This window comes from Vreelandella sedimenti, assembly GCF_013416325.1.
Classification (GTDB): domain Bacteria; phylum Pseudomonadota; class Gammaproteobacteria; order Pseudomonadales; family Halomonadaceae; genus Vreelandella; species Vreelandella sedimenti.
Map to the genome: position 1 here is coordinate 207,896 of NZ_JACCGK010000007.1, position 20,512 is coordinate 228,407.

A 20,512-nucleotide genomic window follows, 5' to 3' on the forward strand; every position below is an offset into this window, starting at 1 on the left:
GCGCCATCTATTATTCGTTCAGCCATCCTGACCGTCGACTCTCGCCTGCATCAACGGCCAAGTGTAGTGCACGACGAATATTGCGTAGGCCACGCACCAGAAGATGATGCTCAGCGTATAGGTCCAGTGGGTGATCTGGGGAAATACCGCCAAGACGGGTGAGCGCACCAAGGCGGCGATTAGCATTAAGCCCAGTGCCACACCAATACCGGGCAACGTGCGTATGGGGCGGCCCGTATGACCTAGCGAAACCCTGGCCATCATGGCCAACATCATGGTGCCCATGCCACCAATGGTCAGGGCGTGCACGGCAAGCTCAACGCGCATCAGCCCCATGAGTGCCAAGACCCACATGATAAGCCCTAGCGGAATGCAGGCGTAGCTACCGTGAAGCCCCCAAAGTAAAGGTTCACGCCAGCTATGCAGCCCTCCCCAACGCGCCATGCGAACAGTGTTGGCCAACGCCGCTAAGAGCATCACTCCCCCCATTAATAAAGCAGGAATGGCAACCCCCAACATGATGACCAGCTGCAGCACGACAACGCCAGCCGTACTTACCAGCGTTACTCCTTCGAGTAAAGGAATAGGTACAGGTTTGGTTCGTCCCAAACGGTTGGCGGTAAACATGGCAATCACCCGCCCGCCAACGACGGTCATCATCAGTGTGATTAACAGCACGGCTAAGTAGGCAGCTTGGCGAATTAACTCGGCGTCACCCTGTATCACTCCTAAGTGCATCGCTAGGTTAGCAACGGCAAACAGCAACAGCACTGGTATAAAGATCAAGTTGCGCCAACGCTTTGCGGTGATAACTAGACGCGCCATAACAATGGCGACCATTGGCAGAAACGCAAGATCAACCGCCAGCAGAAGCCATCCCGGCAAATCCATAGGGAAAGCCATCAGCACCCTACCCAATAGCCATAGCACCACCAGACCCAGTAGCGGCGCGCCGCTTAAGCTCGGCAATCCGGTCCAGTTTCGTACAGCGGTAAGCAAAAACCCCCCCACCACCGCCGCGGCAAAGCCAAACAGCATTTCATGCTGATGCCAGAACACCAAACCACCATACGGGCGCAGCAGAATATTGCCATGCCAAAAGGCTAACCAAACCAGGAGAGAGGCGATACTGAACAGTGCAGCTAACAGGAAAAAGGGTCGAAAAGCCAGACGCAACAACGGTAGCTGCTTGAGCTTAGAGGCCGGTTGGGAGGAGGTGATCGTCGACATAGCTTAATACCTCACTGATTTGCTTGGATATGCATTGTGCGTCAGGCCAACAACAAAAACCATGACAAGTATCAATAATGCATCTTTACGCTTTAAGTAAGCTAGACTCTGGATAATGACAGGTGTCTTTGCAACCCAGCCACCTGCTTCAGGCTGGAAATCGAGCCCGATGCTGAAAAAAGTATGTGCGTTTACATGCCTTAATTTAATTCTGATTGGTGAGGTAAACTATGCCTATTCTGCCCTTTAAGAACTGCTCCACAACCGTTGTTTGTCTGCTTCTGCCTTTATGCTTCGCTGCCACTCAAGCGGCGGCAAACGAAAACTATGACCTCACTTTTGAAGGTGACGGCACCTTCTTGATTCCACATCAAGGCAACAGCGTTCACGCGGCTATCGTCGACATTCATGCCAACGAAGTAGTTGCCAAGCAGTCGGACACTATTTCAGGTACCGGCGAACCCGCTTTCACCTTTCAATTCTCTGAGATATTCGAAGAAGGCAAACTCTACGATCTGCACTACTGGATCGATTCCAATTTCGGTGAAGGCAGCGTAGGAAGTTGCGACCCTATCGATATTGACCACCAATGGCGTATTGCCTTCACTAATATCAGCGACAATATCACTGAAGTGACACAGCTCGCCCCTGAAGAACAGGCGCCCGTTTGCGCCACATTTGAATAACTGCCGTTTGCTTAGCCAATCCTGGAGAAAAGCATATGACTCATTGATGCCTACTCGCGTTTATGCAGTAGCCATAAACCCATTTCTATACCGAAACCTGCTTCGTGGTTGGCATTTATAATCTTCAGGCGTTAAGATGCATGTGTAATGAATCTTAACGCCTGAGGTATTATTCGTGCTAACACATGAGCAGGAAAAACTGATCAACGCGACAGCTCCCGTCGTGGCCGAACACCTGAATGCGATTACCCAGCGATTCTATCCGCTGATGTTTACCCGTTACCCAGAGGTCAAGCCGCTCTTTAATGAGGTTCACCAGCAAAGCGGTGGTCAGCCCCGTGCCCTGGCCAACGCCGTGTTGGCCTATGTCCAACTACGCAACAATCCTGCTCAAGCGCGCGCCACGCTGGATGTTGTGGTCAGTAAACACGTCTCGTTAGGCATTCTTCCCGAGCAGTACCCTATTGTCGGTGAATGCCTACTGGCGGCGATTGGCGAAGTGTTGGGTGATGCCGTCACCCCGGAAATCGCCGATGCCTGGGGCGCTCTATATAACGAGCTTGCCGCCCTGTTAATCGACCTCGAAGACCAGCGCTATCGTGAGTTTGAGCAGCGCCCGGGCGGGTGGCGCGGCACACGCCGTTTCAAGATTGCCAGTACCCAGCAGGAAAGTGCTCTAATTCGCTCTTTTATCCTTGAGCCCGAGGATGGAGGCCGTGTGGCTGACCATGAGCCAGGTCAGTATATCGGTGTGCGTCTAACCATTAATGGCGAGCTGGTTTATCGGCATTACAGCCTCTCAGATACACCAAATGGCCAAAGCTATCGAATCTCGATCAAACGCGAAGAGCAGGGGCAAGTCAGCCGCCATTTCCATGATGTGCTAAAACCAGGCGACACCTTGGAACTGTTACCGCCGGCAGGTGACCTAACGTTAATTGAGGGTGACGAACCTCTGCTGCTTGCCAGCGGCGGCGTTGGGCAAACGCCCCTGCTTCCCATGGCACGCCACGCCTTGTCCCTTGGGCGGCAAGTCATCTATCTACACGCTGCCCTGGATGCCGAACACCAGGCCTTTAAAGGCGAACTAGAAGCACTGAAGAGCGAGTATCCTCAACGTCTTAAGGCTATCCGTATTCATGAACGCGGCAACGAAGCCGAACATATCGGTCGTATCGACCGCGGCTTATTAGCTCACTACTTGCCTGGCCTTAAGTCGCGCTGCTACTTCGTCGGCCCCCAAGGGTTTATGACGGCGATTAATAGTGCTTTGTCTGAACTGGGTGTCGACGAAGATCGCCGACACTTTGAGCACTTTGGTCCTTCACGCCCCCTCGACGCAGCTTAATAATGGCCGGCCTCGGGATATCCCCGGGGCCGCTTGTGAACAGTTCAGAAGCCTGGATCATTCTTTACGTACTAAACGCTCCAGCCCCAACAACAGTTCACCCAAATGCCCTTGTGCAAGGCCTTCCTCGCAACCGTCAAGCAGATTCTTGAGCGTCAACCCCAGTTCTGTATCCCCTTCAATGATTAAGCGACGCTGGAAAAACAGGCTGTCGGGATCCTCACGGCGCGTGGCAAGGCACAAGAATTCACGCCAACCACCACGAATGGTTGCCTCGCCTTTCTCGCGACATAATATCAAGCGCTGCGATTCAAGCGTCAGGCTTAGCGTCACACCTAAATCGGCGATGGCGAGACTAATGCGCCGACCTTCCAAAGCATCGAATTCCCCCTCTGCGAGCGGTATAGCAAAAGTACGGTTGAGTAAAGGCTCGACTATACGTTGCTTAATTGTAAAAGGTACCCGTGGATCAAGGAGACGTATCAAATGGCCAGGCGTCATAGGAGGAGAAATTGAAAAAGAAGGCATGGAAAAAGGTAAAGACAGCAATGACATAGCAGTCACTCCGGGGCAAAGGCATCATCGGCAAACACTAGGCCACTGATGCTAAGCGTTGCTGAGACGCACGGTAATGACATGCGTCAAGACTATGCATTGCGCAAGCATTAAGATGCATATAAAGTGTATCTTAATAAAATTATCTTTTTTTAGCGTATTAACACCTCAGTTGTAAGCTAACGTTGCTTCAGCATTGACCCTGCCAGGCCAAGAGATGCACATCAAAGCATCCGAATTGGAATCATAGCGCCCACGACCGTAAAAAAGTGAGGAGAACCATGATGAAACCATTATTTACTGCCCTTATCGCCGCTGGTGCTGCCATGGCGTTTTCAGTCGCTGCTCAGGCGGAGGCTGATGGCGAGGCGGTTTACAACCAGGCCTGCATGGCCTGCCACATGACAGGGGCTGCTGGTGCGCCTATCAAGGGTAATAAAGAGGCCTGGGAGCCCCGAATCGAAAAAGGCATCGACACCCTCTATGAGCACTCGATCAATGGCTTCAACGCCATGCCGCCCAAAGGTGGAAACATGAGCCTTAGCGACGAAGAGGTGCAAGCAGCCGTCGACTTTATGGTTGAAGCAGTCGAATAGACCTACCAACGATGCGGAAAGTCGTGACGAATCGTCATCAGCCAAAACCACTGTCTGATGGTGTTCAACGTAGCTCGAAAAATGCTATCAGAATTGCCGGGATTCCTTATGCAACCCGGCTAACCGCTTACAGAGTGGAGGGTTAATGAGGCGCGACCTGCCCAATCCCGGCTGGGGGCCGCTTTCAGCGCTACCCGGCAATCCACTGATGTGGGTATTGATACTGAGCGAAATGCTGGTTTTCACCGCCTTCTTTGCGCTCTATGCCGGTCAACGCGCCCTTGACCCTGCACTATTCAATGAATCCCAACGTCAGCTTGACACGGTGCTGGGCGGCCTCAATACCCTGGTGCTCTTGACCAGTGGACTTTTTGTAGCCTTTGCCGTTGAGGCGATAAGCGCTAAGCGCATACAGCGCAGCCGACAGTGGTTAGGCGCCGCTATACTGTTGGGCCTGCTGTTCTGTCTCATTAAGGTTTTTGAGTATACAAGTAAGTTTGCCGCTGGAATAACGCCAGAAACGAACGCTTTTTTTGGTTTTTACTATGGTTTAACCGCCTTCCATTTTGCTCACGTTGTGTTCGGCTTAGCGCTACTAGGCTTAGTGAGCTGGCGCACCACCACCGAGAACGTAGAAACGGCGGCAGCCTTCTGGCATATGGTGGACTTGATTTGGATCCTGCTTTATCCACTAATTTATCTGATGAGATAATTTTGTGAGGAAACAATGAGGGCACTGCCCGGTACACGACGTTTACTGATTACTTGGGGCGTATTAATGGCGCTGACCCTGGTTTCCATGTTTTCCGCTCGGCTAGATCAGACCACCGACTGGCAGGCGCTTCCCCTATGGTCAGCCACCATGATACTGATGGCGACCGGTTTCAAAGCCCACCGTGTGCTAATGGTCTATTTAAACTTGCGCGCCGCGACCCCAGCCTGGAAGGGGGTTTTCATTGCCCTGACACTATTAACGTTAACGCTGATTGCCGCGGGCTACCTGGCCGGTCGATTTCATTTAGTGGGGTAACCTCACAGGATTGGATTTAGCGCAGTGTAGAATCGGAACCCGGAGCATCTGAAGGCCGCTGCGCGGCATTTGCCCAGGCTTCCAGCAACCGCCCCAGCCGCATCAAGCCATAAACGATAAAGGGAACCAGCAACATCAGCGCCACGCCCCAATCACGGTTATTGATAAGCCATACCAGCGGCACGACTATTCCTAAAGCGACTAAAGACCACAGACTAATCGCCACTACGAGGCGCAAGCGCAACATAGATAACCTCCTTAGGAAGCAATAATCTGGCGGTAGATACTTGGCAGCGCCAAGGAGAGATGCTCCGGACGCTGGACAATGGCATAACCACCCCGCCCGAACAGGTGAGGAATATAGCGCCCCGCCTCCCGGTCAATCGTTACCCCGAACACGCGCACTTCTTCTCGTCGCGCTTCAAGTACCGCTTTGCGTGTATCCTCGATACCATAACGCCCTTCATAATAGTCGGTGTCATTAGGTTTGCCGTCGGTCAATAGCAATAGCAACCGGTGCCGATTGGGCCGTTTGGCAAGTGCTTGGGAAAGGTGCCGAATAGCGGGCCCCATACGCGTGTAGTGGCCTGGCTTGAGCGCTGCGATCCGCCGTGACACCCGTTCGCCCATTGGCTCATCGAAACTTTTCAGCGTATTGACCCAAACACGGTGACGACGGTGCGAGGTAAAGCTGTGAATGGCATAGTCATCGCCGCAACCCGCAAGGCCGTGGCCCAATACCAGCAGCGCCTCTTTGGCCACATCCAGCACCCGCCGGTCTTCCAGCCAGGCCTCAGTGGAAAGTGATACATCGACCAGGATTGAAACCGCCAAATCCCTCGCCTGGGTGCGGCTAGCTTGGTAAAGACGATCGCTGGCTTCCCCGGTAGCCGCTAGATCACAGCGGGAGCGAATCACGGCGTCCATATCCAGCTCGCTGCCATCCAGCTGTCCACGTAGCGTCTCACGACGCGGCCTAAGTGCTTCAAACTCGCGCCGGACTCGGCGAATGCGCCGTTTTGTCGTTTCGTCCGGCTGCCAGTTCTCCCCCTCCTCGCTCTGGACATCGCTGAGTACCACACAGTGGTCAGGCATATAGATTTGCTTACGATGGTTCCATTCTGGATAGGTATGGCGCCCACGCAGCCTTCCCCCACTCACCTCATCGGGCGCCAGATCAAGATCAAGTTTTAGCTTGGAAGCCGCCTTCTTACGGTTAGCACTGAGCACAATTTCATCAATCTGATCGGCCGCCTGTTTGGCCTCATCATCGTCTTCATCCTCTACATGACGATTGAGATTGACCATTTCGGCCCAGGAAAGCATCTTTTCGGATGCATTGAGCATTAAAGAGTCATCGCGGTCGGCCTGATCCTGCTCGCGCCGGTCAGCCTTACGCTTACCGTGGTCATCTTCCGGCGAATCCTTGCCCGTGACCGGTGCCTCATCATCTTCCTGCTCGGTTCGTGCTTGTTTATTAGTCCCCAGGGCTACGGCTTGCCCCCATAGCGGCACCGGAAGTGGCGGCCGGTATCCACGCGGCGCATGGAAGTTGTCCAAAGGAAGGGAGTCATCAAGGATGGCGATATGCATCACTTCGACCCAGCCTGCCTCGGGAGGCGTTTTTCCAAGCTGGGTGCAGAGAACCGATTCCAGCGCCGCTTCCATCGGCGGCAAGCGCTTGCGCTGGGGACGAATGGCCAGTAATGCCTGACACAACCTGGCGTGGCGCTGAGCGAGCCCAGGGAAGTGGGCCAACACTGCCCGAGTCGCCCGGTTTACTTCACGTAGTTGGAGAAGGTCTTGCTGCAACGGATCTTCGACGACTCGCACATGTCGGGTCAGCGCCAGGTACGCTACCAGCCAAAGGTAGAGATCCCGGTTCAAGGAAGCCTCAGCGAACAGGGCGATACGTGGTGGTAATAACAACCCCTCTTCGTCACGGCGTGCTTGATCGAGCACCTCCTCATCAAGCCCAAGCCTCTGACGTAAGGATAAGCGATGCGACGAACTACGCCCCGCAATAGCGGCAACATCGATACCCGCCTCTCCGCCACTAGCGCGGAAAAAGACGCCGAGCATGGGCCGCAGCGTTTCAAGTTGCACTGCGGCTTCGGGATGGTCAGGGTAGCTTGCCGCACTGGAAGCCCAGCGGTGCCAATGGCGGCCTACAAACTCTTCGACTTCAAGAAAATCAAGCATGCAGTGCCCTCACCCAAAGGTTGCTTGAATGGCTTCCATCAGCCCTTCCTGAACATCTGCGTCATCGCTTAGCGGCTCCACTAAGGTAGCGCGGGCAGCTTCCAGTATGGGCACCCCAGCGGCAATTAGGGTAGCGCAGTAAACCAATAGACGAGTAGAAACGCCCTCTTCTAAATCCTGCCCCTTCATGGCCCGCAGGCTGGCGGCAAGATTGACCAGCGCAGCGCACTGTTCACCCGGCAGGCCGCTTTCCCGCGCGACAATATCGCGCTCGACTTTGGGTGGTGGAAAATCAAATGACATGGCCAGGAAGCGCTGGCGGGTACTCGGTTTAAGCGATTTGAGAATATGCTGATAGCCAGGGTTATAAGACACTACCAACATGAAGTCATCCGGCGCTTCGAGCAGTTCCCCGGTACGTTCCAACGGCAGTAGTCGGCGGTCATCGGTGAGCGGGTGAAGCACCACAGTGACATCTTTACGCGCCTCCACCACCTCATCGAGATAGCAGATGCCCCCTTCGCGCACTGCTCGAGTAAGCGGGCCATCGATCCAGCGGGTCTCACCGCCCTGCAATAGATAGCGGCCTGTAAGGTCGGCTGAAGTCAGATCGTCGTGACATGAAATAGTGAATAGCGGACGGCCCAGCTTCGCGGCCATATGGCTAACAAAACGTGTTTTACCACACCCGGTAGGGCCTTTAAGTAACAGCGGCAAACGTTGACGAAAGGCATGCTCAAACATAGCGCATTCGTTGCCGACATTCTCGTAGAAAGGTATTTCACGCTCATCGATAGGATTAGCGACAGAAGAAAGAGGCATGGGAAGACTCCATTGCCGGAAAATAAATAAAGAAAGCAAAAACGGCCCCGCAGGGCCGTTAAGTTCAGGCCGAGCCTGCCCCAGCAGTAATTTGTGTGCCACCAGCTGGCACCTGCTCTCGGGCGGGCCCGAAGAAGGAGTAGAGCAGCATGATCGCCCCCACTGCCACGGCCACACCAGCGCCCAGACGCATGATGTAGAACAGGCCTAATTGATCCTGCACTTCCATGTAATTCATGCCCAGGACGCGTTGCAGGTGAGTCTGCACGACCCCGGCGAATGTCAGGGTAAACGTCATGAAACACATGGCGCTGGTGACGATCCAGAAGCCCCACATGTTCAGTACTTGGTTATAAGGCTGCACACGGCGGATCTGCGGCATGGCGTAGGTAATCACGCCAAGAATCAGCATCACATAGGCACCATAGAAAGCCAGATGGCCATGAGCGGCGGTTACCTGAGTACCATGACTGTAGTAATTCACGAACGATAGGGTATGCATAAAGCCCCAAACACCAGCGCCAAAAAAGGCAATGGTTGGGCAGCCTAAGGCCCATAGCATGGCCGCTTTATTCGGGTGGTTACGACTGCCCTTCCAGAACATGGTAAAGGCGAATACCACCATGGCGAAGAAAGGCGCCACTTCAAGCGTCGAGAAGATACTGCCGATGGGCTGCCAGTAGCCAGGTGCGCCAATCCAGTAGTAGTGGTGGCCAGTGCCCAACAGGCCGGAGAATAGCGCCAGCCCGACAATGATATAGAGCCATTTCTCGATCACTTCGCGATCCACGCCGGTCATTTTGATCAGCAGGTAACCCAGCAGTGAAGCCATGATCAATTCCCATACGCCTTCAACCCACAAGTGCACCACCCACCACCAATAGAGTTTATCTACCGCTAGATTGGTCGGATTGTAGAAAGCGAATAACCAAAACACTGCCGCTAGCCAAAGACCCAGCATTAACACCAGATTAATAGCGGTCTTGCGCCCCTTGAGTAGCGTCATGCTGGTATTGAACAGAAACATTAGAAAAGAGATGGTGATGAGTATTTTCACCCAGAACGGTTGCTCAAGAAACTCACGCCCTTCGTGGATTCCGAATTGGTAGCCGACCAGAGCAGCAACACCAGCAAAAGCAAAGATCGCCAGTTGGATATACGCCAGATTGGGACTATGAATTTCCCGCTCGGCTTCCTCTGGCATCAAATAATAGGTACACCCCATGAAGCCAATCAATAGCCATACAATCAACAGATTGGTATGACTGACACGCATGATATGAAAGGGCATCACTTCGGTCATGAAGCTAGGCCATGCATAGACGGTGGCGGCCAGCAGCCCGAAGACTATTTGTAGCGTAAATAGCGCCATGGCCACCATAAAAAAGGGTAAAGCAACCTTCTGGGTTTCATATTTCATTGTGCGGTTCTCCTTTATTCATCCTTCGGCTGTTTGCTTTAGCCAGCGGGATGTGGGGGCCAGTCCTGGTCGTCGATGCCATCGGTCCATTCGAGAAAGTCGATTAGCGAGTTCATATCTTCTTCGCTAAAGTCATACGCTGGCATTTGGCGACGACCTTCGATTCCCAATGGCTGGGCACGGATCCAGCCGGTAATTCCTGACCGGGCGGCTTCAGGGTTGTCGTGACCTCCATAGCGTTCCCAGACATTCCCCAATTCAGGAGCAAAGTAAGCACCCTCCCCCATAATGCTATGGCAGTTGATACACATGTTCTTTTCCCACACTTCTTTGCCATGCTTCACGGAATCGGTGAGACCTTCGCTGTCCGTGGAGACATTGACCATATACCAATGGCTATGAGCCGTTAGCGCGGCAAAGAGCAGGAAGAAGAACAGCGAACCACCGTAGAAAATATTGCGGGCCGCTGATTTAGTCAGTCCATCAGCCATAAGCCATACTCCCTTGCTAGTCTCAATTGGCCCTAAGCTGAGCAGCCAAGGGCGTCTCTTTTTTAAGATTCATTTGATTTACAACTTTATATTAGCAGAAGAATATCCCCAGCAACCTTGCCACAGATCAATTTTTGACAAGCCGCTTATAAAAAGGATGAATTCATCTTAGAACTTGCCAAAAGGTTGTTCTGTCGCCTCAAGCTTCCTCTTGGATATCGTATGTTTAGCTACCATGCGACAACAGCATTGCTTTGATATGGCCAATCGCGCGCATGGGATTGAGCCCCTTAGGACAGACCCAAGTGCAGTTGGCAATCTGGCGGCAGCGAAACACGCTGAAGGGGTTCTCCAGATCAGCTAGACGCTCTTCGGTGGCGGTATCGCGACTGTCAATGAGAAAGCGGTAGGCTTGGATCAGACCCGCCGGGCCGATGTACTTATCTGGATTCCACCACCAGGAAGGGCAAGCGGAGCTACAACAGGCGCATAGAATACATTCGTAGAGGCCGTCTAGTTTCTCACGATCCTCAGGGCTTTGACGTCGCTCAATTGTTGTGGGAGGATCGTCGTTGATCAGCCAGGGACGAATCTTCTCAAACTGTCGAAAGAAGAGAGCCTGATCCACCACCAGATCACGAATTACCGGCATGCCTGGCAGTGGTCTAAGCGTCAAGGTCTCCGACCTTCCCAATACTTCTGCGACAGGCGTGATGCAAGCTAGACCATTTTTGCCGTTGATGTTCATCCCGTCGGAGCCGCACACCCCCTCCCGGCAAGAACGACGGTAGGTTAGACAGGCATCCTGTTGCTTGAGGTGCTCGAGTACGTCGAGCACCATGGACTTGCGAAAACGCTCATCCACCTCCCACCTTTCCATACGAGGCTTTTCATCAAACTCAGGATGGTACCGGAAAAGCTGCACCTTGATCATCGAAGCTGTCCTTAACATAACCCTTAATGCGTATTGTCACGCCTAGTCGCGCCCCACTCACACCAAGAGTTGTTAGCAGAAGCCATGGCAGGGGCTTTGCACGCTTAGAATTATTTTCTATTTTAAAATATATTTAATATACATTTTAAAGATTAGCCAAAGATTGAACCCTGTCAAGACAACGTATCGCGCCTTACCAAGGTGTTAAGGTGGACGGAAAGTTAACCAGGTTTTCTCGAGCACGCCCGAGCACTCTATTAAGATCGCTTAAATTAATTAAAATAAAGCTGACTAAACTGAAAATACAATCATTGGGAGCTCCACTATGTCGCATCTGCGATCGCCAGACCTCGGTGCCGCCACCCTGGCCATCCACAGCCAGCAGCAGAAAGATGCCTTCGGTAGCTCCCACATACCGATCTACGAAACCACCACTTTCACCTATCCGGGTACCGCCGCCCTGCTTGAGGTGACCGAAGGGCATCGACGCGCGCCTCTTTACTCCCGGTACGGCCACCCCCCCCTCTACGCACTGTAAAAAAACGCTGGCCGCACTGGAAAACGCCGAAGTGACCTGGGCATTTTCATCCGGCATGGCCGAGATCGGCCTGACCGGCACAGCCATCGGCAAGTATAACCTCTACCTGGGTGGTGATGAGCGCGGTCAGCGCATTAACCGCCTCTTCCGAGAGAACATCGACACTACCACTATTCTTGATACCCTCGATCCAATGCTTGAGCGCTACGTTGCCGAGCGCAAGGCAGCCGAGGGTTTCGGTGATTTCCTAGTGCGTGTTGGCATTGTCGATGGCGAACGTACGCCTGAGGTATCCATAAGGCTTATTCAGGCTGATATGCCCGCTCCGAGCCGGATTATCTCAGTTGGGGTAGCGTGAGTATTGAGCAGCAGGTTCCAGCTTAGGCATGGTAATTGTGTAGGCACAGGCGCCTCTCCCAATTGGCAACAAGGCAATTAAACAGTAATTTATAAGCATGTTTAAAGATAAAATGAAACCGCGACCTAGCTCAGGACAGCGCTTACCGGCTTGGCACTGGTTTTTCCCGCTAGCAGCCGTGCACGCAGCCCTTATGGTGCCGCTCTCACTGCTGGCGCTTTACCATCAATTTGACCTACTCCCGCAGCTCGCTTCTTCGATGGGGCACGCCCGTGAATTGGTCTTCGGTTTCGCACTATCGTTGATCGCGGGTTACCTGCTGGGCCCGCTGCCGCGTCGACAGCTTGCAGGGTTAGTCACTTTATGGGTGGTGGGCCGTTTAGGAGTAATGGCAGCGCCGTTAATGCATGTCGCTACACTGGCCGACGGGCTGTTTGCCGTATGGGTCGCCTGTTTGTTGGTACCGCGTTTTATGGCCGCCAAGAAATGGCGCAATCGCATCATTGCGCCACTGCTGGGCCTAATATGCCTGCTCGGCATAGTCACTCTCACATGGCGCTACCTGGGCGACATGCTCATTACGGCGCCGCTGATGCACCTGAGCGTGCTGGGGTTGGTGCTGCTGATGACCTTCATGGGCGGTCGCATCATCGCCCCCGCGGTGAATGGCTACCTGATTCGGCGCCATCGCTTGGCGGGAGCCGGTGTACAACCGCGCCTCGAAGCAGCGTTAATCCTGCTACTGGGAACCACGCCCTTGCTGACGCTGTGGCCTCGGCTTCAGCCTTTCGCAGCCATGCTGGTACTCCCTGCTGGGGCACTGGTACTGCTTCGGATCTACCACTGGAAGCCGACCCTATGCCGCGAGCGGCCCGATTTACTAGCATTGATGGCTGGCTATGCCTGGCTAGGCGCGGGTTTACTGCTGATGGCGCGCGCTTGGTGGCTGCCGACCCATGATAATGCACCGCTACATGCTTTTACCATCGGCGCCCTGGGTACGCTAGCCAGTACAGTGATGCTGCGCCAGGCGATTCTGCGTGCCAAGGCACAACCGGAGTGCGAATGGGCCTTGCTGCTTCTGGCGGTGCTGTTCGCCACGGCAACCATCCTGCGCCCGCTTGCGTTGGAAACCGGCGCTGCCTGGCTAGATATGCTATGGGCCGCAGCGCTGGCCTGGAGCCTTGCTTGGCTGCTAGTGGCCAGTCGGCTGTGGTACTGGATCCATCGACTCCCGGCACCGCACCCTTCAGCGAAATGATCCCGCACACCAAAGGGGCATTCAGCTTGTCCTGCTAGCCTACTTACTGACGCGTACTTTTAACGGCACCTCTGAATAACCACCTGCGGGATAGAGGGCACGTATCGCAGGACGCCCTGGTATGGGTGCCAGCTCAACGGTCGCTTCCAACAGCGCCTCCATGAAAAATTGAAGCTCCATTCGCGCCAGCGGAGCGCCGGGGCAGACATGGATGCCAGCACCGTAAAGCAGGTTGTCCTTGGGGTCACAATCCAGCTTCACCTCGTCGGGATTGCCAAACACTGCCTCGTCGCGGTTAGCCGAACCCCATAAAATCGTCAGACGTTCACCAGCCGCTAAGTGCCGCCCACCAACTTCCACTGGGCAGGTGGTAATACGTCGGTTCGACATCAACGGTGCGTCGAGACGCAGGATTTCATCAATTGCTGCTGTTAATAATGATGGCTCCACACGTAAACGTGCCTGTAGTTCGGGGTTGAGGGCCAGGTAGTTCATCAAAATACCGATGCTTGCCGAGATAGTGCCAAGCTCACCTACCGTCCAGTTACGCAGGATGCTGACAATCTCCTCGTCACTAAGCGGGCGCCCTTCTACCGTCTCTCGCATGATCCTGACGGTCACGTCGTCCGGAGCTGCACCCTCCATGGCTCGACGGCTTGCTAATTGCTCGCGAATTACGCCGTCAAATTCCAGCGCCAGTCCGCCTAACGCTTCTCGGTCGCCAGCCAGCGTGGCAGCCTGCTGGCGCTTCACCCAGTCGCGCAGCGGCTCATGCAGGCGCGTGGGCCATCCCATGAAGGCACACTGAATCTCCAGAGCGAAGTCTTGGCCCATTTCAGACATCGCCTCCACCTCACCGTCGGAAGGTAGCCGACCCACGACTGCCTCGGCGATGGCCCGGCACTCGGGGGCGAATTCGCGCATGGCATCAGCACCGAAATAGGGCTCTATGAGTTGGCGGAAGTGGGTATGCTCGGGAGGATCCATGGCATTAGGCACCGACAGGTGACGGCTTGCCGCGTTGCTGAAGGTATCGTGGTCATTGAGTACTCGCATCACGTCTTCGTGACGGAAGAGCGACCACTGCAGGTAATCGCTGAAAGCCACCGGACAACGATCGCGCATTTCGTCATAAGCAGCGATTTGATCATCCAAAACGCTCTCCGCGCGGGGGTCCCAATCCTGCTGATTCGTATGGCTCATGATATCTCCTCAAGATAAAAGCTGGCTATCTCTTGACAGAACCCCGCAAGAGTCCTAATCCTTAAAATATAATATCACGACATGATATTTTAAGCCCACAACGATCACAACTGACTGCGAGGCTAGACAATGAACCCTCTAACCATTATTCAACTGCCCTTTACCCATTTAGCGGGATGGAAAGACCTTCAGCAACGCCATCCTTCAATCGCCACTCTGGCTTGGTGCGTCGTGCTGCCCATGTCGTTGTTACCTCCCGTGATGCTCTATTACGCGGGTACACACTACGGGGATATCTTCGCTCTGGGCTTCGCTGACCGACAGTGGCGTTTCATCACTACCATTCTGTTCCTGGCCGAGCTGCTCACCTTCTTTGTAATGGGGTGGCTAATTCACGCGGTGGTCAATAGCGATCATGATCTCTCAATTAGCTACCATGACGCTTTTCTGTTGGCAGCCCTAGCACCTTTGCCACTTTGGTCAGCAGCGATCGCTCTGCTGATCCCTAGCCTGTTGTTCAATGCGCTGGTAGTACTGGTGGCACTGGGCATCTCTTGCAGCTTGGTCTACCACGGGCTGCAGGCTCTGTGTAAACGCTCAGCGAATGACGTAACAACGATGTCCGCTACTTACACTGTTATGGCCGCCGGGGTGCTGGCATGGGGCTTGCTGATGGCTATTGTCTGGGCTTACTAGGATTCAAGTAGAGTGGGACCGACTCACTAGCTAGGCTTAAAAGGAAACTCATTGACTTGCGAGATAGCGATGAATATTGAATTAAAGCGTGCCTATGACTCACCTCAGAGCAAAGATGGTTATCGTGTCCTCGTCGACGGTATCTGGCCGCGCGGGGTGTCCAAGGAGGAAGTCAAAATCGATGAATGGCGCAAGGAGGTCGCCCCAAGCAGCGAACTTCGCAAAGCATTTCATAATGGCTCTCTCGACTGGAGTGGCTTTCGCCGTCACTATCTCAAAGAGTTAACCTCTTATCGCGAGTCTCTTCGTGATCTTGCACAACGTGCCAGAAAAGAGCGAGTTACTCTGGTATTTGCCTCTAAGGAAGAGCGCCGTAACAATGCCGAAGTCCTGCGCCAGTACTTGAACATGTTGAAATAATCCGCGCTGTAAAAAACATTTCTACATCACCACGCCCCTAGCACCGTGGTGCACAGCCAAGCGTCTGAATTTCGAGTTGAAATCACAATAACTACTGACGTCATCGCCTACCCACTAAGGGGTAAGCTAATGCTCTGCAGGGGTACGCGAGACTAAAAATGATCCAGATCAACATTAGTCCCCCCTTATTTCTTTAAAGTGAACTTCATACCTTTTCTCGTACTGAGAAATCAGTACCCAGCAACTCGTATACCTCTATAAACCACCTTGCCACGTTGCCGAATTGGGAATTTCAACTAAAAAGATGCATAAGGAATACTTCAATGAAAACCCTCGTGTCCATACTGTTGCTAGGCGTTGTTGCTTCTATTTCGGTTACCGCTCATGCAGATGGCGAAGCCACCTATAACCAAGCCTGCATGGCTTGCCACATGACGGGCGCCGCAGGTGCTCCCATTCGCGGCAATGCCGAAAACTGGGAGCCACGCTTAGAAAAAGACATGGACACCCTGTACGACCACGCGATTAACGGTTTTCAGGCAATGCCGCCGAAAGGAGGCCAATTGGGCTTGAGCGATGACGAAGTGAAAGCTGCCGTCGACCACTTGCTAGAACCGGTTCTATAACGCTCTTGACCCGAAAGGAAACTACGATGTCTCCTGTGGCTTGCCCGCGCCGTCTAACCGGCATCTGGATTAGCTTACTGTTATTCCTAGCGATAACACTGCCCGCCCAAGCTATAGAACTGGAGCAGGTACGCGAGGGGTTTCCCACGGTAGAGCGTCTTGAAACCGCGGATTCACAATGGTCGGTAAGCCGTGTACTCGCCAGCGACGATGAATTGCTCGGCTACGCTTTTGAGAGTGTGGATGTCGCTCCGATCCCCGCCTACTCGGGCAAACCGGTCAATGTACTGGTGGGGATTGATCTGGATGGGCAAATTGTACAGGCCGACGTCCTCAGTCATTCAGAGCCGATCATGCTGGTGGGCATTCCCGAGTCGAAGCTAAATAGCTTCGCCGATGAGCACGAATCGGCCCACGTCAATGACAGGCTCAGGGTCGGCGACAATCTTGACGCTATCTCTGGCGCCACCGTGACCGTCATTGTCGTCAGCGACACCATCATGCGCAGCGCCAGGCAAGTGGCCGCTGAACAGCAGCTCATTGCCGACCCCTTCCAGACACCACCGGCACGCGTTCGAGAAGACGTTTTCGCCCCTGCCAACTGGGATGAACTGACCGGCGACGGCACCATTCGCCGTTTGCAACTGACCCATGGCGAGGTCGATGAGAGCTTTGTAGGTACGCCCGCCGAAGATTACCTGCGCTCGCCACAGCCCGCCGATAAAATCTTTATCGAGCTGTTTTACACCTACCTCAACCCACCAACCGCTGGCCGCAACCTGCTCGGCGATACTGGCTATGACCAACTAATGGTCGAGCTGAAGGATGGCGAGCACGCCATTGCCGTCATGGGGCGTGGTGACTACTCATTCAAGGGTTCAGGGTATGTACGCGGCGGCATCTTCGATCGCATCGAGCTTTCACAGGGCAGCACTCGGGTCAGCTTTCATGATCGCGATCACATCCGCCTGGGTGACCTGGCTCTCGAAGGAGCGCCCTCACTTGCCGAGCGAGACATCTTCATCGTCCGCGAAGAGGCGGGCTTCGACCCCGGACAACCCTGGCAGCTAGAATTACTGGTTCGCCGCGCCTCTGGCCCCTTGGATACCGAGTTCAGCCGCTTTAGCGCCGAGTACAGTGTTCCCGAGGCCTTTATAGAGCGGCCTGAGCCACCGGTGGAAGAGCCTATCTGGGTACAAGTATGGCGCGACAAGGCTTTCCAGATCGCTGTGCTATCCGCCGGATTATTGGTGCTCACTGGCATCATGCTGTTCCAGGATATGCTGGCGCGCCACCCGCGTGTACTGAACCCACTGCGTCTGGGTTTCAAGATATACACCTTAGTATTTATCGGCTGGTACTCGCTGGCCCAGCTATCAGTCGTCAATATCCTTACCTTCACCAACTCGCTGATAAGCGGTTTTAGCTGGTCCTCATTTTTGATCGACCCAATGCTATTTATTCTCTGGTCGTTCGTGGCGGTGAGCCTGCTGCTGTGGGGCCGTGGAGTTTTCTGCGGCTGGCTATGCCCATTCGGCGCTTTACAAGACCTGGTCAACCAAGTCGCTCGCAAACTAAACGTTAAGCAGATTGAGGTGCCCTTTGGGCTCCATGAGCGCCTATGGGCGATTAAATACATCATTCTGCTGGCCTTGTTCGCAGTCTCGCTACATTCGCTTGGCACCGCGGAACGCTATGCCGAAGTGGAGCCGTTCAAGACCGCAATCACCCTGCGTTTCCAACGTGACTGGGCCTTCGTTATTTATGCTCTGGGACTGGTGGCGATTTCTGCCTTCAACCACAAATTCTACTGCCGCTATCTATGTCCGTTGGGTGCCGGGTTGGCTATTCCTTCGCGTTTACGCCTGTTCGACTGGCTCAAGCGCCACCGCGGTAGCTGCGGTACCCCGTGCCAAATCTGTGCCAATGAATGCGAAGTGGCCGCTATACACCCGGACGGCCGCATCAATGCCAATGAGTGCCACTACTGTCTCGACTGCCAAGTGACCTACCACGACGACCAGCGTTGCCCGCCCATGGTCAAGCGCCGCAAGCGCTATGAAAAGGCGGCCAATATGTCCTCGCGCGGTAATAGCGTTGAGACCCAACGGGATACCGACGCCAGCGGCAAACAGGCCGCATGGCAACGCATCCCTCTTCAACAGCAAGACTGATCTCAGGGGAATCAAGCATGAGCGATAAAAAAGACCACATTCAAAATATCGGCCGTCGCCACTTCTTGCGCAATACCGCCGTCACCGGCGTTGCCGGAGCGGGCCTGGCCGGTGGTTTCGGCGCAGGCGCACTGCTCAATAGCCGACAGGTACAGGCGGCTGGCGGCAACGGTGTTGAAGTTGCACCGGGCGAACTCGACGATTACTACGGCTTCTGGAGCGGTGGCCACTCGGGCGAGGTTCGGGTACTCGGTGTCCCTTCAATGCGCGAACTGATGCGCATTCCGGTATTCAATGTGGATAGCGCCACCGGCTGGGGAATCAGCAACGAGTCGAAGCGAATACTCGGCGAATCGAGCCGTTTTCTTAACGGCGACTGCCACCACCCCCATATTTCAATGACCGACGGCAGCTACGACGGCAAGTACCTATTTATCAACGACAAGGCTAACACCCGCGTTGCGCGCATTCGTCTCGATATCATGAAGACGGACAAGGTCACCACCATCCCCAACGTCCAGGCGATTCACGGTTTGCGCCTGCAGAAGGTGCCTTACACCAAGTACGTCTTCGCCAATGCCGAACTGCCGATCCCCCAGATCAATGACGGCCGCGACCTGGAGAACCCTGACAACTACTTCACTATGTTCAACGCTATCGATGCCGAAAGCATGGACGTGGCTTGGCAGGTGATCGTCGATGGCAACCTCGATAACACCGATGCCGACTACACTGGTCGTTTCGTCGCCTCTACCTGCTACAACTCAGAAAAAGGCATGACCCTGACCGAGACCATGCGCAACGAGCGCGACTGGGTCGTGGTATTCGACGTTGAAGCGATTGAAGCCGCAGTGGCGGCCGGGAACTACAAGACACTGGGTGAATCAAGCGTCCCGGTACTGGATGGGCGCAAGGGCTCGCAACTGACACGTTACATCCCTATCCCCAAGAACCCCCACGGCGTGAATACCTCACCGGATGGCAAATATTTCATCGCCAACGGCAAGCTATCCCCCACTTGCTCAATCATCGCCATCGACAAGTTACCTGAGCTGTTCGACGACAGTATCGAACCGCGCGATACCATCGTGGGTGAACCGGAACTGGGCTTGGGCCCGCTTCACACTACCTATGATGGCCGGGGCAACGCCTATACCACGCTGTTCATCGATAGCCAGGTAGCCAAGTGGAATATTGAGGATGCCATTCGCCACTACAATGGCGAAGACGTCAACTACCTGCGTCAGAAGCTCGATGTCCACTACCAGCCTGGGCATAACCACGCCAGTCTCACCGAATCCCGCGATGCCGACGGCAAGTGGCTGGTGGTGCTGTCGAAGTTTTCCAAAGACCGTTTCCTGCCGGTAGGCCCTCTGCATCCCGAAAACGATCAGTTGATCGACATCTCCGGTGAGGAAATGAAACTGGTGCATGACGGCCCCACTTATGCCGAGCCCCACGACTGTATTCTGGTACGCGCCGACCAGATCAACCCAAGCCGAGTATGGACACGAGACGACCCCTTCTTCGCCGAGACCGTGGCCATGGCCGAGGCAGACGGCGTCAACCTGGAGGGCGAAAGCAAGGTAATCCGCGATGGTAATAAAGTACGCGTGTACATGACCTCCATCGCACCGCAATTTGGCCTGACCGAATTCAAGGTCAAACAGGGCGATGAGGTGACCGTGGTCATCACCAACCTTGACCAGGTCGAGGATCTGACCCACGGCTTCTGTATGGTTAACCACGGTGTGCAGATGGAGATCAGCCCCCAGCAGACCGCTAGTGTCACCTTCACCGCCGACAAAGCCGGGGTGCACTGGTACTACTGCAACTGGTTCTGCCACGCAATGCATATGGAAATGACTGGTCGCATGCTAGTCGAACCCGTCTGACGCCACAATGCGGGCCGATTCCTTCGG

The 20,512-nt window shown here is 54.3% G+C and carries 22 protein-coding genes; 13 read left to right on the forward strand and 9 right to left on the reverse strand.

Annotated elements, in window-relative coordinates; all coding sequences use genetic code 11:
- Positions 1 to 18 precede the first annotated feature (18 nt).
- On the reverse strand, positions 19 to 1,230 hold the full coding sequence (locus tag HZU72_RS09910) for an NnrS family protein (protein WP_180091639.1): 1,212 nt from the start codon (positions 1,228 to 1,230) through the stop codon (positions 19 to 21).
- A 230-nt stretch (positions 1,231 to 1,460) separates the two neighbouring features.
- On the opposite strand from HZU72_RS09910, the gene HZU72_RS09915 reads away from it, so the two are divergent.
- Complete coding sequence (locus HZU72_RS09915; RefSeq protein WP_180091640.1) at positions 1,461 to 1,916, forward strand: hypothetical protein; 456 nt, start codon at positions 1,461 to 1,463, stop codon at positions 1,914 to 1,916.
- Positions 1,917 to 2,091: 175 nt separating this feature from the next.
- Entirely contained in the window at positions 2,092 to 3,264 is a 1,173-nt protein-coding gene (gene hmpA / locus HZU72_RS09920; RefSeq protein WP_180091641.1) for an NO-inducible flavohemoprotein, read from the forward strand.
- Positions 3,265 to 3,321: 57 nt separating this feature from the next.
- Here the strand turns inward: hmpA and ubiT are convergent, their stop codons facing one another.
- Entirely contained in the window at positions 3,322 to 3,819 is a 498-nt protein-coding gene (ubiT, locus tag HZU72_RS09925) for a ubiquinone anaerobic biosynthesis accessory factor UbiT (RefSeq protein WP_235976056.1), read from the reverse strand.
- Positions 3,820 to 4,103: 284 nt separating this feature from the next.
- On the opposite strand from ubiT, the gene HZU72_RS09930 reads away from it, so the two are divergent.
- The 3 genes from HZU72_RS09930 to HZU72_RS09940 all read left to right on the forward strand — a co-directional run bounded on the left by HZU72_RS09930 (position 4,104) and on the right by HZU72_RS09940 (position 5,445).
- Positions 4,104 to 4,415 carry a c-type cytochrome gene (locus tag HZU72_RS09930; RefSeq protein ID WP_235976057.1) on the forward strand — a complete coding sequence of 104 codons (312 nt, stop codon included), beginning with the start codon at positions 4,104 to 4,106 and terminating at the stop codon, positions 4,413 to 4,415.
- A gap of 145 nt (positions 4,416 to 4,560) precedes the next feature.
- A complete protein-coding gene (locus tag HZU72_RS09935) occupies positions 4,561 to 5,127 on the forward strand; it encodes a cytochrome c oxidase subunit 3 family protein (protein ID WP_180091643.1) in 567 nt (188 codons plus the stop codon).
- Between the two features lie 15 nt (positions 5,128 to 5,142).
- The gene (locus HZU72_RS09940; protein ID WP_180091644.1) at positions 5,143 to 5,445 is read left to right on the forward strand and encodes a cytochrome C oxidase subunit IV family protein; all 303 of its coding nucleotides are present in this window, start codon (positions 5,143 to 5,145) and stop codon (positions 5,443 to 5,445) included.
- A gap of 16 nt (positions 5,446 to 5,461) precedes the next feature.
- Here HZU72_RS09940 and HZU72_RS09945 read toward each other — a convergent pair whose 3' ends face one another.
- From HZU72_RS09945 to HZU72_RS09970, 6 genes are all read right to left on the reverse strand, one after another.
- Positions 5,462 to 5,692, reverse strand: a complete 231-nt coding sequence (locus HZU72_RS09945) for a hypothetical protein (protein ID WP_180091645.1) — start codon at positions 5,690 to 5,692, stop codon at positions 5,462 to 5,464.
- Positions 5,693 to 5,703: 11 nt separating this feature from the next.
- On the reverse strand, positions 5,704 to 7,647 hold the full coding sequence (locus HZU72_RS09950) for a nitric oxide reductase activation protein NorD (RefSeq protein WP_180091646.1): 1,944 nt from the start codon (positions 7,645 to 7,647) through the stop codon (positions 5,704 to 5,706).
- A 9-nt stretch (positions 7,648 to 7,656) separates the two neighbouring features.
- On the reverse strand, positions 7,657 to 8,469 hold the full coding sequence (locus HZU72_RS09955; RefSeq protein ID WP_180091647.1) for a CbbQ/NirQ/NorQ/GpvN family protein: 813 nt from the start codon (positions 8,467 to 8,469) through the stop codon (positions 7,657 to 7,659).
- A 64-nt stretch (positions 8,470 to 8,533) separates the two neighbouring features.
- Entirely contained in the window at positions 8,534 to 9,889 is a 1,356-nt protein-coding gene (locus HZU72_RS09960) for a cbb3-type cytochrome c oxidase subunit I (RefSeq protein ID WP_180091648.1), read from the reverse strand.
- A 38-nt stretch (positions 9,890 to 9,927) separates the two neighbouring features.
- Positions 9,928 to 10,380, reverse strand: a complete 453-nt coding sequence (locus tag HZU72_RS09965; protein ID WP_180091649.1) for a c-type cytochrome — start codon at positions 10,378 to 10,380, stop codon at positions 9,928 to 9,930.
- A gap of 226 nt (positions 10,381 to 10,606) precedes the next feature.
- Positions 10,607 to 11,311 carry a succinate dehydrogenase iron-sulfur subunit gene (locus tag HZU72_RS09970; RefSeq protein ID WP_286902780.1) on the reverse strand — a complete coding sequence of 235 codons (705 nt, stop codon included), beginning with the start codon at positions 11,309 to 11,311 and terminating at the stop codon, positions 10,607 to 10,609.
- 328 nt (positions 11,312 to 11,639) lie between these two features.
- Here HZU72_RS09970 and HZU72_RS09975 point away from each other — a divergent pair, with 328 nt between their 5' ends.
- The 3 genes from HZU72_RS09975 (at position 11,640) to HZU72_RS09985 (ending at position 13,471) form a co-directional block, all read left to right on the forward strand.
- Positions 11,640 to 11,852, forward strand: coding sequence for a PLP-dependent transferase (locus HZU72_RS09975; protein WP_180091651.1), 213 nt, complete (start codon positions 11,640 to 11,642; stop codon positions 11,850 to 11,852).
- A 31-nt stretch (positions 11,853 to 11,883) separates the two neighbouring features.
- Positions 11,884 to 12,210 (forward strand): hypothetical protein, encoded by a 327-nt coding sequence (locus tag HZU72_RS09980; RefSeq protein ID WP_180091652.1) that lies wholly within the window; start codon positions 11,884 to 11,886, stop codon positions 12,208 to 12,210.
- Positions 12,211 to 12,322: 112 nt separating this feature from the next.
- A complete protein-coding gene (locus tag HZU72_RS09985; RefSeq protein ID WP_180091653.1) occupies positions 12,323 to 13,471 on the forward strand; it encodes an NnrS family protein in 1,149 nt (382 codons plus the stop codon).
- Between the two features lie 39 nt (positions 13,472 to 13,510).
- Here HZU72_RS09985 and HZU72_RS09990 read toward each other — a convergent pair whose 3' ends face one another.
- Positions 13,511 to 14,674 (reverse strand): cytochrome P450, encoded by a 1,164-nt coding sequence (locus HZU72_RS09990; RefSeq protein ID WP_180091654.1) that lies wholly within the window; start codon positions 14,672 to 14,674, stop codon positions 13,511 to 13,513.
- A 129-nt stretch (positions 14,675 to 14,803) separates the two neighbouring features.
- On the opposite strand from HZU72_RS09990, the gene HZU72_RS09995 reads away from it, so the two are divergent.
- From HZU72_RS09995 to nosZ, 5 genes are all read left to right on the forward strand, one after another.
- A complete protein-coding gene (locus tag HZU72_RS09995; protein WP_180091655.1) occupies positions 14,804 to 15,370 on the forward strand; it encodes a YIP1 family protein in 567 nt (188 codons plus the stop codon).
- Between the two features lie 69 nt (positions 15,371 to 15,439).
- Positions 15,440 to 15,790 (forward strand): DUF488 domain-containing protein, encoded by a 351-nt coding sequence (locus HZU72_RS10000; protein WP_180091656.1) that lies wholly within the window; start codon positions 15,440 to 15,442, stop codon positions 15,788 to 15,790.
- Positions 15,791 to 16,113: 323 nt separating this feature from the next.
- Positions 16,114 to 16,416, forward strand: a complete 303-nt coding sequence (locus HZU72_RS10005) for a c-type cytochrome (protein WP_180091657.1) — start codon at positions 16,114 to 16,116, stop codon at positions 16,414 to 16,416.
- Positions 16,417 to 16,442: 26 nt separating this feature from the next.
- Positions 16,443 to 18,590, forward strand: a complete 2,148-nt coding sequence (gene nosR / locus HZU72_RS10010) for a transcriptional regulator NosR (RefSeq protein ID WP_180091658.1) — start codon at positions 16,443 to 16,445, stop codon at positions 18,588 to 18,590.
- Between the two features lie 17 nt (positions 18,591 to 18,607).
- The gene (gene nosZ / locus HZU72_RS10015) at positions 18,608 to 20,485 is read left to right on the forward strand and encodes a TAT-dependent nitrous-oxide reductase (RefSeq protein ID WP_180091659.1); all 1,878 of its coding nucleotides are present in this window, start codon (positions 18,608 to 18,610) and stop codon (positions 20,483 to 20,485) included.
- The last annotated feature ends 27 nt before the right edge of the window (positions 20,486 to 20,512 follow it).